The sequence below is a fragment of the Pseudomonas sp. BN411 genome (assembly GCF_029871235.1).
Taxonomy (GTDB): Bacteria; Pseudomonadota; Gammaproteobacteria; order Pseudomonadales; family Pseudomonadaceae; genus Metapseudomonas.
In genome coordinates this window covers 158962-172355 of sequence record NZ_SSOM01000070.1, presented here as the reverse complement: position 1 = coordinate 172355, position 13394 = coordinate 158962, and the positions used below count along the sequence as shown (strand labels likewise).

The following is a 13394-nucleotide window of genomic DNA, read 5'->3' as shown; positions in this document are numbered from 1 at the left end:
TTGGGTATCACAGCCCGACACACGAGCGAGAGCGAACATGAACGCGATGGCGGCCCTCAAGCAGTATCAGTCCGTTAACACCCAGGCCCAGGCGGTGGACGCCAGCCCGCATCGACTGATCCAGATGCTCATGGAAGGTGGCCTGACCCGCCTGGCCCAGGCCCGTGGCGCCATCGAGCGTGGCCAGCTGGCACAAAAAGGCGAGCTGATCGGCAAGGCAATCGCTATCATTGGCGGCCTGCGTGACGGCCTGAACTTCGAGCAGGGTGGCGAGATCGCCTCCAACCTCGATGCACTCTACGAGTACATGGTGTCCCGCCTGCTGGAAGCGAACCTGAAAAGCGACGCTGCGCTGGTGGACGAAGTGGCAGGATTGCTGCGCAACGTGAAAACCGGATGGGATGGCATCGCCCAGTGATGCCGTCCGGGTTGGCAGGAGATTTCCAATGAATGCATCAGTCCAGCGTCTTGAAGCAACCGGCAGCGCCCTGCGCGACGCGCTGGCTCGCCAGGACTGGGCGGCCATCGGCGAGCTCGACCAGCTTTGCCGTCAGGTGGTGGATGACGCCATGGTTGAGGCCGTGGATGATGTCGAGGCACTCGGCGGCCGCTTGCAGGAACTGCTGTCGCTCTATCGCGAGCTGGTGACTATTTGCCAGGCGGAGCAGCAGCGTATTGCCGGCGAATTGATCCAGCTTAACCAGGCCCAGCAGGGGGCCAAGGTCTACAAGCTGTTCGGCTGATGGCCGCACGATTCTCAACTGCCACTACTTCGATACTGCGCCGACAATCGCTTAGCCATTCCGTCGGCTCAATCAAAAAAAGCACGCCATAAAATTGACTCGGCAAGGGTTTTTCACTTTACTAGTGGCCAATTGCCGGTCGGTCCCTCGCTCGGGATGCACCGTCTGCCCATACGCCGTGGAACGCGGCGTTCAGCCCTAAAAGCAAGAACCAGACAATGTGGCGTGAAACCAAGATTCTGCTGATCGACGACAATAGCGATCGCCGCCGCGACTTCGCGGTGATCCTGAATTTCCTTGGGGAAGAGCACCTGAACTGTGCCAGCAATGACTGGCGCGACCTGACGGGCTCCCTGGATTCCAGCCGCGACGTCCTGTGCGTCATGCTGGGCGAAGTGAGCGCCAAGGGCGGCGTGCTCGAGCTGATCAAGCAGTTGCTGGCCTGGGATGAGTTCCTGCCGGTCCTGCTGATCGGGGACCAGATCCAGGCTGATTGGCCTGAAGACCTGCGCCGTCGCCTGCTGGCCAGCCTAGAGATGCCGCCGAGCTACAACAAGTTGCTCGATTCCCTGCATCGCGCCCAAGTCTACCGCGAAATGTACGACCACGCCCGCGAGCGTGGCCGCCAGCGCGAACCCAACCTGTTCCGCAGCCTTGTCGGTACCAGTCGCGCCATCCAGCAGGTGCGCCAGATGATGCAGCAGGTGGCCGACACCGACGCCAGCGTGCTGATCCTCGGCGAGTCCGGCACCGGCAAGGAAGTGGTCGCGCGCAACCTTCACTACCATTCCAAGCGTCGCGAGGCGCCCTTCGTGCCGGTCAACTGTGGCGCCATTCCGGCAGAGCTGCTGGAAAGCGAACTCTTTGGCCACGAGAAGGGCGCCTTCACCGGTGCCATCACCAGCCGGGCAGGGCGCTTCGAACTGGCCAACGGCGGCACCCTGTTCCTCGACGAGATCGGCGACATGCCGTTGCCGATGCAGGTCAAGCTGCTGCGCGTGCTGCAGGAGCGCACCTTCGAGCGCGTGGGCAGCAACAAGACGCAGAACGTCGACGTGCGCATCATCGCCGCCACCCACAAGAATCTCGAGCAGATGATCGAGGCGGGCAGCTTCCGCGAAGACCTCTACTACCGCCTCAACGTGTTCCCCATCGAGATGGCGCCGCTGCGCGAGCGCGTGGAAGACATCCCGCTGCTGATCAACGAACTCATCTCGCGCATGGAGCACGAGAAGCGCGGTTCCATCCGCTTCAACTCCGCCGCCATCATGTCCCTGTGCAACCACGACTGGCCGGGCAACGTCCGTGAACTGGCCAACCTCGTCGAGCGCATGGCGATCATGCATCCTTACGGTGTCATCGGCGTCAGCGAACTGCCGAAGAAATTCCGCCATGTGGATGACGAGGACGAGCAGCTCAAGGCCAGCCTGCGCGAGGAAATCGAAGAGCGTTCGGCCATCGGTGCCGGCCTGCCGGGCGTCTCCTCGCCTGCGCTGCTGCCGCCGGAAGGTCTGGACCTCAAGGACTACCTCGGCAACCTGGAACAGGGGTTGATCCAGCAGGCGCTGGACGATGCTTCCGGCGTCGTGGCCCGTGCCGCCGAGCGCCTGCGCATCCGCCGCACCACGCTAGTGGAGAAGATGCGCAAGTACGGCATGAGCCGTCGCGACGAGGAATTGGCGGAAGAATAATTCCGCTTTTTCCAAGTCGTTGTTTTTAAAGGAATAAATTTTAGGCACGGGTATTGCTTTATCTCCCTCGACCGACCGTCTGCTGACGGTCGATGGAGCGAGAGAAGAGCATGAGCCACGCCGTAATCCCCGCACAGAATCCGGAATCCGCCCAAGCCGAGCAGGCCAGCCGCGCTGGTCTTGAACAAGCCTTCGCGCTGTTCAACCAGATGTCGACCCAGCTCAGCGAGTCCTACAGCATGCTGGAGGCGCGGGTTACCGAGTTGAAGGGCCAACTGGCCCTGGTCAGTGCCCAGCGCATGCAGGAGCTGGCGGAGAAGGAGCGCCTCGCCAACCGCCTGCAGAGCCTGCTGGACCTGCTGCCCGGCGGTGTCATCGTGATCGACGGGCAGGGCGTGGTACGCGAAGCCAACCCCGTGGCGCGTAGTGTGCTTGGCCAGCCCCTGGTGGGCATGCTCTGGCGCGAAGTGATCGCCCGCAATTTCGCCCCGCGTGAAGACGATGGCCATGAAATTTCCCTCAAGGATGGCCGTCGCGTTTCCATCGCCACTCGCTCCCTCAATGGCGAACCCGGCCAACTGATACTGCTCAATGACCTGACGGAAACCCGTCGCCTGCAGGATCAACTGGCCCGTCACGAACGCCTTTCTTCCCTTGGGCGCATGGTCGCTTCCCTCGCCCACCAGATCCGCACACCGCTGTCCGCCGCCTTGCTCTATGCCAGCCACCTGGCCGAGCAGGTGTTGCCCACCGAGCAGCAGCAACGCTTTGCCAGCCGCCTCAAGGAGCGCCTGCACGAGCTGGAGCACCAGGTGCGTGACATGCTGGTGTTCGCCCGTGGCGAGCTGCCGTTGCCGGATCGCCTGGCGCCGTCCGCGCTGTTCTCCGCACTGCGCGCCTCGGCTGACTCCCACCTCGAAGGCAAGCAGGTGCGCTGGCAGTGCGACCTGAGCGGGGGCGAGCTGCTGTGCAATCGCGACACGCTCGTAGGGGCGATGCTCAACCTGATCGAGAACGCCAACCAGGCCGCCGGCCGCGACCTGCTCCTCAAGGTCCATCTCTACAGGCGAGGGGGCGACCTGCGCCTGACCATCAGTGACAACGGCCCGGGCATAGACGCCGCCACTCTGGCGCGCCTGGGCGAACCCTTCTTCACCACCAAGACCACCGGTACCGGCCTGGGGCTGGCCGTGGTCAAGGCGGTGGCGCGCGCCCACCGGGGCGAGCTGCAGCTGCGCTCGCGTCCCGGCCGCGGCACGTGCGCCACCCTGGTCCTGCCGCTGATTCCCGCGGCACAGTCGGTTACACAGGAGTAAAGGACGATGACTGCCAAAATTCTGCTGGTCGAAGATGACCGCGCCCTGCGTGAAGCCCTGGCGGACACCCTGATGATCGGCGGCTATGACTACCGTGCCGTGGATTGTGCGGAAGCTGCCCTGGTCGCGCTGGGGGAGGAGTCCTTCGGCCTGATGGTGAGCGACGTCAACATGCCGGGCATGGACGGCCACCAGTTGCTGGCCATCGTCCGCCAGCGCTACCCGCAGCTCCCGGTGCTGCTGATGACGGCGTTCGGCGCTGTCGAGCGTGCGGTGGATGCCATTCGGCAGGGTGCCGCCGATTACCTGGTCAAACCCTTCGAGCCCAATACCCTTTTGGATCTGGTGGCGCGCCATGCGCTGGGCCGCGTGAGCCAGCCCGTCGGTGATGGTCCCGTGGCACTGGAGCCGGCCAGCCGGCAACTGCTGGAGTTGGCCGCGCGGGTTGCGCGCAGCGATTCCACCGTGCTGATCTCCGGCGAGTCCGGCACCGGCAAGGAAGTGCTGGCCCAGTACATCCACCAGCAATCGACTCGCGCCAATGGCCCCTTCATCGCCATCAACTGCGCGGCCATTCCGGACAACATGCTGGAGGCCACCTTGTTCGGCCACGAGAAGGGTGCTTTCACCGGTGCCATCGCCAGCGCGCCGGGCAAGTTCGAGCTGGCTGACGGTGGCACCATCCTGCTCGACGAAATCTCCGAAATGCCCCTGGGCCTGCAGGCCAAGCTGCTGCGCGTGTTGCAGGAGCGTGAAGTGGAGCGAGTGGGCGCGCGTCGTCCCATCAGCCTGGACATACGTGTGCTCGCTACCACCAACCGCGACCTGGCCGGTGAAGTGGCAGCGGGGCGTTTCCGTGAAGACCTCTATTACCGTCTCTCGGTTTTCCCCCTGGCCTGGCGCCCGCTGCGGGATCGTCCGGCGGACATCCAGCCCCTGGCCGAGCGCCTGCTCGCCAAGCACGTCAAAAAAATGAATCACGCCGCCGTGCGTTTCTCCGCTGAAGCACTGGCGGCGCTGCTGGCCCACGCCTGGCCAGGCAACGTGCGCGAACTGGACAACGCTGTGCAGCGCGCGCTGATCCTGCAGCAGGGCGGGGTGATCCAGCCCCACGACCTGTGCCTGACCGTGCCGATCGGCATGGCCATCGCGCCCGTCGCGCCGGTATTCGCTGCCATGCCTGTGTCCGCTCCGGTGGTGCCGCTGCCGACGGCCGCTGCGCCGGCTGAAGCACCCGGTGCCCTGGGCGATGATCTGCGCCGCCACGAGTTCCAGATGATCATCGACACCCTGCGTTCGGAGCGTGGCCGCCGCAAGGAAGCCGCCGAGCGCCTGGGCATCAGCCCGCGCACCCTGCGCTACAAGCTGGCCCAGATGCGCGACGCCGGCATGGACGTGGAGGCGTATCTCTACGCCAGTTGAAGCTGGACGCCGGCCCTCTTCCCGTAGGAGCGAGCTCTGCTCGCGAACAGCCCGAGCTCGGTTTTTTCGCGAGCAGAGCTCGCTCCTACAAATTCAAATTTCTCCCCGTAACACCCATTCCTGACATCTTGGCACCCTTGTTGCAGATACCCTTTCATCGGACCGCGTAGCGTCAAAAAATCGCGGCAGTTGGAGGAATGTGATGAGCCAGGGTGTTGAGTTCAATCGCCTGATGTTGGAAATGCGGGCCATGCAGATGGATGCGATGGCCCGTGCCAAACCCGCCCCCGTGGCGGCGCCTGAAGCCAGTGTGCCGAGCTTCGCCGACATGCTCGGCAAGGCGGTGAACAAGGTGGCTGAAACCCAGAAGATTTCCACAGACATGGCCACCGCATTCGAGGTTGGGCAGAAGGGCGTGGACCTCACCGACGTGATGATCGCGTCGCAGAAAGCCAGCGTTTCCTTCGAGGCCATGACCCAGGTGCGGAACAAGCTGGTCCAGGCCTACCAAGACATCATGCAGATGCCGGTTTGAGGACGGGTTGAGAAATGGCTGAAGCGGCTGTTGCAAAGGTTCCCGCCAAGGCGGATGCCTCCGGGGCGTCGGAAGAGAAGAAGCCGCTGTTCGGCCTGTCCTTCCTGGAAAACCTCTCGCAGATGACCATGCTGCGCCAGGTCGGCCTGCTGGTCGGCCTGGCCGCCAGCGTCGCCATCGGCTTTGCCGTGGTGCTCTGGTCGCAACAGCCGGACTATCGCCCGCTGTATGGCAGCCTGTCCGGGATGGACGCCAACCAGGTGGTGGAAACCCTTGGCGCTGCCGACATCCCCTACAAGATCGAGCCCAACTCCGGCGCTCTGCTGGTGAAGTCCGATGACCTCGCCCGGGCCCGCATGAAGCTGGCTGCCGCCGGCGTGGCGCCCAGCGATAACACCGTCGGCTTCGAGATCCTCGACAAGGATCAGGGTCTCGGTACCAGCCAGTTCATGGAAGCCACCCGCTACCGCCGTGGCCTGGAAGGTGAGCTGGCGCGCACTATTTCCAGCCTGAACAACGTCAAGGGTGCGCGCGTGCACCTGGCCATTCCGAAGAGCTCGGTGTTCGTCCGCGACGAGCGCAAGCCGACCGCTTCGGTGCTGGTCGAGCTCTATCCGGGGCGTTCCCTTGAGCCGAGCCAGGTGATGGCGATCGTCAACCTGGTGGCGACCAGCGTGCCGGAACTGGAAAAGTCCCAGGTCACCGTCGTCGACCAGAAAGGCAACCTGCTGTCTGACCAGCAGGAACTGTCCGAGCTGACCATGGCGGGCAAGCAGTTCGACTACACCCGCCGCATGGAGACGCTCTACACCCAGCGCGTGCACAGCATCCTGCAGCCGGTGCTGGGCAGTGGCCGCTACAAGGCGGAAGTGTCTGCGGACGTGGATTTCAGCGCCGTCGAATCCACCTCTGAAATGTACAACCCGGACCAGCCGGCCCTGCGCAGCGAACAGAAGCTCGCCGAGGAACGCCAGAACAACGGCGGCCCGCAGGGCGTACCCGGTGCGCTGTCCAACCAGCCGCCGGCACCCGGTGCCGCGCCGCAACAGGCCACGAGCACCACGACTGCAAGCGTGCAGCCGGGCCAGCCGCTCCTGGACGATAACGGCCAGCAGATCATCGACCCGGCCACGGGCAAGCCCATGCTCGCGCCGTATCCCACCGACAAGCGCGACCAGACCACCCGCAATTTCGAACTGGACCGCTCCATCAGCTACACCAAGCAGCAGCAGGGCCGCCTGCGCCGGCTTTCCGTCGCGGTGGTGCTGGATGACCAGGTCAAGGTGGACCCGCAAACCGGCGAAACCAGCCGGGTGCCCTGGAGCGCCGACGAGATCGCCCGCTTCACCCGCCTGGTGCAGGATTCGGTGGGCTATGACGCCAGCCGTGGTGACAGTGTCAGCGTGATCAATACCGCATTCCTGGCGGATAACAGCGAAGAAGTCATCGACATTCCGTTCTACACCCAGCCCTGGTTCTGGGATGTGGTGAAGCAGGTTCTTGGCGTGCTCTTCATCCTGGTGCTGGTGTTCGGTGTGCTGCGTCCGGTGCTGAGCAACATCAGCGGCGGCAAGTCCAGGGAACTGGAAGGCGGCCGCGATGGCGACGTCGACCTGGGCGAGATGGGCCTGTCCGGCGAGCTGTCGGATGACCGCGTCAGCCTCGGTGGACCGCAAAGCATCCTCCTGCCGAGCCCGAGCGACGGGTATGATGCGCAGCTCAATGCCATCAAGAACCTGGTGGCTGAAGATCCCGGCCGCGTGGCCCTGGTAGTCAAAGAGTGGATCAACGCCGATGAGTGATAACCGCGCCCCCGCCAAACTGAACAAGGTCGACAAGGCAGCCATCCTGCTGCTGTCCCTGGGCGAGACCGACGCTGCCCAGGTGCTCCGGCACATGGGCCCGAAGGAAGTGCAGCGGGTCGGCGTTGCCATGGCGCAGATGCGCAATGTCCACCGTGAACAGGTGGAGCAGGTGATGAGCGAGTTCGTCGAGATCGTCGGCGACCAGACCAGCCTGGGCGTTGGTGCTGACGGCTACATCCGCAAGATGCTCACCCAGGCCCTGGGTGAGGACAAGGCCAACAACCTGATCGATCGCATCCTGCTGGGCGGCAGCACCAGCGGCCTGGACAGCCTGAAGTGGATGGAACCGCGCGCCGTGGCCGACGTCATCCGCTACGAACACCCGCAGATCCAGGCCATCGTCGTTGCCTACCTCGACCCGGACCAGGCTGCCGAAGTGCTCAGCCACTTCGACCACAAGGTGCGCCTGGACATCGTCTTGCGCGTGTCCTCGCTCAACACCGTACAGCCGTCCGCGCTCAAGGAACTCAACCTGATCCTCGAGAAGCAGTTCGCCGGCAATGCCAGCACCACCCGTACCACCATGGGCGGCGTGAAACGCGCGGCAGACATCATGAACTTCCTCGACAGCTCGGTCGAAGGCCAGCTCATGGACTCCATCCGCGAGGTGGACGAAGACCTCTCCACCCAGATCGAAGACCTCATGTTCGTCTTCGACAACCTGGCCGACGTCGACGACCGTGGCATCCAGGCGCTGCTGCGCGAAGTGTCGTCGGACGTGCTGGTGCTGGCCCTCAAGGGTTCGGACGACGCCATCAAGGAAAAGGTCTTCAAGAATATGTCCAAGCGCGCCGCCGAACTGCTGCGCGACGACCTGGAGGCCAAGGGGCCGGTACGCGTCAGCGACGTGGAGTCGGCGCAGAAGGAAATCCTCACCATCGCCCGCCGCATGGCCGAAGCCGGGGAAATCGTCCTCGGTGGCAAGGGCGGCGAAGAAATGATCTGAGGCGGCGCCCATGGCAAACAAGGATTCGGCAAGCGAACTGATCCGCGCCAAGGACGTCAACGTCTTCGATCGCTGGTCGCTGCCCAGCTTCGACCCGGACGCCCCGGAGCCCGAAGAACCGGAAGAACCACAAGCCGAGGCGTCGCCCGAGCCCGAGCCTGAGCCGCAGATCGAGGAAGTGCCGGTCGAGGACGTCAAGCCGCTGACGCTGGACGAACTCGAGGCCATCCGCCAAGACGCCTACAACGAAGGTTTCGCCACCGGCGAGCGTGACGGCTTCCACGCCGGTCAGCTCAAGGCCAAGCAGGAAGCGGAAGCCGCGCTGGGCGCCCGCCTGGCCCAGTTCGACACGCTGATGGGGCATTTGCTGGACCCCATCGCCGAGCAAGACCGGCAGATCGAGGAATCCCTGGTTCACCTCACCAGCCTGATCACCCGCCAGGTGATCCAGCGCGAGCTGCGCATGGATTCCGGCCAGATCCGCCATGTGCTGCGCGAGGCGCTGAAGCTGCTGCCCATGGGCGCCAGCAACGTGCGCATTCACATCAACCCCCAGGACTTTGAACAGGTGAAAGCCCTGCGGGAGCGCCATGAAGAAACCTGGCGCATTCTCGAAGACGAATCCCTGGAACCGGGCGGTTGCCGGGTCGAGACCGAGCACTCGCGCATCGATGCCAGCATCGAGACGCGCCTGAACCAGGCCATGAAGCAGCTCTTCGAGCAACAGCGCGAACAGAAGGTCCACCCGCCGTCGGCCGACCTGGTGCTGGACCTGGACGCCCCGGACAGCCTCGACCATGCGTATTGAGCGCGCCAGCTTCGCCAAGCGCCTGGCGGGATACAACGACGTCATCGATCTGCCCACGCAACCCCTGGTGGAGGGCCGCCTGCTGCGTATGGTGGGCCTCACCCTGGAAGCCGAAGGGCTGCGCGCGCCGGTAGGCAGCCGTTGCCTGGTGATCAACGACGACAGCTACCACCCGGTGCAGGTGGAAGCCGAAGTGATGGGCTTCTCCGGGAGCAAGATCTATCTGATGCCGGTGGGCAGCCTCTCCGGCATTGCCCCGGGCGCCCGTGTCGTGCCGCTGCCGGATACCGGCCGCCTGCCGATGGGGATGTCCATGCTGGGCCGCGTGCTCGATGGCGCCGGTCGTGCGCTGGACGGCAAGGGCGGCATGAAGGCCGAAGACTGGGTGCCGATGGACGGCCCCACCATCAACCCGCTCAAGCGCCACCCCATCAGCGAACCACTGGATGTGGGCATCCGCTCGATCAACTCGCTGCTGACAGTTGGCCGCGGCCAGCGTCTCGGCCTGTTCGCCGGTACCGGTGTGGGTAAGTCGGTGCTGCTGGGCATGATGACCCGCTTCACCGAAGCGGAAATCATCGTCGTCGGCCTGATCGGCGAACGGGGCCGCGAGGTGAAGGAGTTCATCGAGCACATCCTCGGTGAAGAGGGCCTCAAGCGCTCGGTGGTAGTGGCGTCGCCGGCGGACGATGCGCCGCTGATGCGCCTGCGCGCCGCCATGTATTGCACCCGCATCGCCGAATACTTCCGCGACAAGGGCAAGAACGTCCTGCTGCTGATGGACTCCCTGACCCGCTTCGCCCAGGCCCAGCGCGAAATCGCCCTGGCCATTGGCGAGCCGCCGGCCACCAAGGGTTATCCGCCGTCGGTGTTCGCCAAGCTGCCGAAACTGGTGGAACGGGCCGGTAATGCCGAGCAGGGCGGCGGTTCCATCACGGCCTTCTACACCGTGCTGTCCGAAGGCGACGACCAGCAGGACCCCATCGCCGACTCCGCGCGCGGCGTGCTCGACGGGCACTTCGTGCTGTCCCGTCGCCTGGCCGAAGAAGGCCATTACCCGGCCATCGACATCGAAGCTTCCATCAGCCGGGTGATGCCCCAGGTGGTCAGCCCCGAACACATGAAGATGGCCCAGCGCTTCAAGCAGCTCTGGTCGCGCTACCAGCAGAGTCGCGACCTGATCAGCGTCGGTGCCTATGTCGCCGGTGGCGATCCTGATACTGACTTGGCCATCGCCCGCCAACCGGCCATGAGCGCCTTCCTGCGCCAGGGCCTGGATGAAAGCGAGCGCCTCGCCCAGAGCGCCGAGCGCCTGGCCGCGAGCCTGGGTGTCAAGGGCTGATAGGGCATGTCGCACAATCGTGCGGCGCGTCTGGCGCCGGTGGTCGAGATGGCCGCGCGCGCCGAGCGAGAAGCGGCGCGCATGCTCGGTCGCTGCCAGGCTCAGGCCACCCAGGCGGAAATGAAGCTGGGCGAGCTGGAGCGCTATCGCTCCGACTACCAGCAGCAATGGATAGAGGAAGGGCGGCGCGGCGTTTCCGGCCAATGGCTGATGAACTACCAGCGCTTCCTGTCGCAGCTCGAATCCGCCATCGGTCAGCAGTTGCAGAGCGTCAACTGGCACCGCGACAACCTCGACAAGGCCCGCGCCGCCTGGCAGCAGCGCTACGCGCGTCTCGAAGGGCTGCGCAAGCTGGTGCAGCGCTACCTCGACGAAGCCCGTGCCGCCGAAGACAAGCGCGAGCAGAAGCTCCTGGACGAACTGGTGCAGCGCCTGCCCGTTGGTCGCGAGGACTAGGGCCCTGACCTTGTAGGGGCGAATTCATTCGCCAGGCAGGCCGAAGGCTTGCCAAGCCGCGTGCCCGTTCGTTGGGCTTCGCTTCGCTCAGCGCCAACCTACGACACCGTTCACTTCATGCTGTTCTTCAGCGCGTCATCTCAGAACCATAAATTCTCCCGCGACGCGGCTTTCCAGTTGCCGTGCCTGAAGGTGGGTGCTAAATCTTCACCACGCGCATTCCGAACTTGAACAAGGAGCTTTGCATGGCCATCACCTCGATGCCCTCCGATGATGGGCAGGAGCTGACCATCTACATCCAGGGACGTTTCGATTTTGGCGCCCATCAGGAATTCCGCGACGCATACGAGCGCGTCAACACCACGCCCAAGCGCTATGTCGTGGACCTCAAGGGCACCACCTACCTCGACAGCTCCGCCCTGGGCATGCTGCTGCTGTTGCGCGACCACGCCGGTGGCGAGCGTGCGCAGATCCGCCTGGCCAACTGCAATCCCGACGTTCGCAAGATCCTCGCCATTTCCAACTTCGAACAACTGTTCCAGATCGCCTGAGGCCCGTTGCCATGCCGTCGCCGCTGACGATCCTGATTGCCGAGGACAACGCGGCAGACCGGCTGCTGCTGTCCACCATCGTCAGCCGCCAGGGCCATCGCGCGCTGACCGCCGCCAATGGCCGCGAGGCCGTGGCGCTGTTCCGGCAGGAACAGCCGCAACTGGTGCTGATGGATGCCCTGATGCCGGAGATGGACGGCTTCGAAGCCGCCCGCCGGATCAAGCAACTGGCGGGCGAGTCGCTGGTGCCGATCATCTTCCTCACCTCGCTGACAGAAAACGAAGCCCTGGTGCGCTGCCTGGAAGCGGGCGGCGACGATTTCCTCGCCAAGCCCTACAACCGGGTCATCCTGGAAGCCAAGATCAAGGCCCTGGACCGCCTGCGCCGCCTGCAGGACACCGTGCTGCAACAACGCGACCTGATCGCCCGGCACAACGAGCACCTGGTCACCGAACAGCGGGTGGCCAAGGCCGTGTTCGACAAGGTGGCGCACTCCGGCTGCCTGAGCGCCCCGAATATCCGCTACCTGCAATCGCCTTACGCGCTGTTCAACGGCGACCTGCTGCTGGCTGCCTACAAGCCCTCTGGCGGCATGCACGTGCTGCTCGGCGATTTCACCGGCCACGGCCTGCCAGCCGCCATCGGTGCCATGCCCCTGGCCGAGGTGTTCTACGGCATGACCGCCAAGGGCTATGCCATGGCGGACATCCTGCGGGAGATGAACGCCAAGCTGAAACGCATCCTGCCGGTCGGGGTGTTCTGCTGCGCCACCTTCCTCAATCTGAGCTTCCAGCGGCGCATGGTTGAGGTGTGGAACGGCGGCCTGCCCGAAGGCTACCTGCGCCGCGCCGAGACCGGAGAGCTGCTGCCGCTGGTGTCGCGCCACCTGCCGCTGGGGGTGCTTGACCAGGGCAGCTTCAACGCGCACTTCGAGTCCTACCCCATCGAGACCGGCGACCGCATCCTGCTGGTGTCCGATGGCGTGCTGGAAACGCGCAATGACAGCGACGAGACCTTCGGCGATGAACGTCTGCGCGCCGTGTTCGACGCCAATAGCGACGGCAATCGGCTGTTCGACGAAATCCAGCTGGCTTTGAGCGCCTTCCGCGGCCATGCCCAGGACGACGTGAGCATGATCGAGATTCGCATGCTCGATGAGTCCACCGAGCGCGCGAAACTGGCTTTCACCGACAGCGGCCAGGCCAGTCCGCTGGACTGGTCCGCCTCCTTCGAATTCCGTGCGCAGACCTTGAAACGCTTCAATCCGCTGCCGTTCCTCCTGCAGCTGCTGTTGGAGGTCCAGGGGCTGCGCGATCAGGGGGGCGCGCTCTATACGGTGCTTGCCGAGCTGTACTCCAACGCCCTGGAGCACGGCGTGCTGGGGCTGGACTCCTCCCTCAAGGGCAACGCCGAAGGGTTCGCCCGCTACTACCGCGAGCGCAGCGAACGCCTCGCCAAGCTGGAGGCGGGGTACGTGCGCTTCAACCTGCAGCTGGTTCCCGAGGGCCGGGGAGGGCGGTTGCTGATTCATGTGGAGGACAGCGGCGAGGGCTTCGACCTGGGCGCGGCGCTGGCCAGTCAACCGTCGATGGAAAGCTTCTGTGGCCGAGGCCTGAGTCTGGTGAAACAACTCACGGCGCGCTGTGAGCCCGCCGAAAACGGCAAGGGAATCCACGTCGAATTCCACTGGCCCGTTAGGGCATAATTTTCCGAGGTTC

The 13394-nt window shown here is 64.5% G+C and carries 13 protein-coding genes; all 13 read left to right on the top strand.

Annotation, left to right across the window (positions count from 1 at the left end):
• Positions 1-37: 37 nt before the first annotated feature.
• On the top strand, positions 38-418 hold the full coding sequence (gene fliS / locus E8F06_RS17140; RefSeq protein WP_151132617.1) for a flagellar export chaperone FliS: 381 nt from the start codon (positions 38-40) through the stop codon (positions 416-418).
• Positions 419-446: 28 nt separating this feature from the next.
• Positions 447-743, top strand: a complete 297-nt coding sequence (locus E8F06_RS17135; RefSeq protein WP_280369425.1) for a flagellar protein FliT — start codon at positions 447-449, stop codon at positions 741-743.
• Positions 744-961: 218 nt separating this feature from the next.
• A complete protein-coding gene (locus E8F06_RS17130) occupies positions 962-2434 on the top strand; it encodes a sigma-54 dependent transcriptional regulator (protein ID WP_280369423.1) in 1473 nt (490 codons plus the stop codon).
• 110 nt (positions 2435-2544) lie between these two features.
• Entirely contained in the window at positions 2545-3750 is a 1206-nt protein-coding gene (locus E8F06_RS17125) for an ATP-binding protein (RefSeq protein WP_280369421.1), read from the top strand.
• 6 nt (positions 3751-3756) lie between these two features.
• Positions 3757-5172, top strand: a complete 1416-nt coding sequence (gene fleR, locus E8F06_RS17120) for a sigma-54-dependent response regulator transcription factor FleR (protein WP_280369419.1) — start codon at positions 3757-3759, stop codon at positions 5170-5172.
• Between the two features lie 202 nt (positions 5173-5374).
• Positions 5375-5707, top strand: coding sequence for a flagellar hook-basal body complex protein FliE (gene fliE / locus E8F06_RS17115; RefSeq protein WP_151132622.1), 333 nt, complete (start codon positions 5375-5377; stop codon positions 5705-5707).
• Between the two features lie 14 nt (positions 5708-5721).
• Positions 5722-7509 (top strand): flagellar basal-body MS-ring/collar protein FliF, encoded by a 1788-nt coding sequence (gene fliF / locus E8F06_RS17110; protein WP_280369417.1) that lies wholly within the window; start codon positions 5722-5724, stop codon positions 7507-7509.
• A complete protein-coding gene (gene fliG / locus E8F06_RS17105; RefSeq protein ID WP_151132624.1) occupies positions 7502-8518 on the top strand; it encodes a flagellar motor switch protein FliG in 1017 nt (338 codons plus the stop codon). Before fliF ends, fliG begins: the two co-directional genes overlap by 8 nt.
• A 10-nt stretch (positions 8519-8528) precedes the next feature.
• Entirely contained in the window at positions 8529-9326 is a 798-nt protein-coding gene (gene fliH / locus E8F06_RS17100; RefSeq protein ID WP_280369414.1) for a flagellar assembly protein FliH, read from the top strand.
• Entirely contained in the window at positions 9316-10668 is a 1353-nt protein-coding gene (gene fliI, locus E8F06_RS17095; protein WP_190830150.1) for a flagellar protein export ATPase FliI, read from the top strand. The genes fliH and fliI overlap by 11 nt, the downstream gene beginning before the upstream one ends.
• Before the next feature lie 6 nt (positions 10669-10674).
• Positions 10675-11124, top strand: coding sequence for a flagellar export protein FliJ (gene fliJ, locus E8F06_RS17090; RefSeq protein ID WP_280369409.1), 450 nt, complete (start codon positions 10675-10677; stop codon positions 11122-11124).
• A gap of 245 nt (positions 11125-11369) precedes the next feature.
• Positions 11370-11675 carry an STAS domain-containing protein gene (locus E8F06_RS17085; RefSeq protein ID WP_151132628.1) on the top strand — a complete coding sequence of 102 codons (306 nt, stop codon included), beginning with the start codon at positions 11370-11372 and terminating at the stop codon, positions 11673-11675.
• A gap of 11 nt (positions 11676-11686) precedes the next feature.
• Positions 11687-13381, top strand: coding sequence for a fused response regulator/phosphatase (locus tag E8F06_RS17080; protein ID WP_280369407.1), 1695 nt, complete (start codon positions 11687-11689; stop codon positions 13379-13381).
• Positions 13382-13394 lie beyond the last annotated feature (13 nt).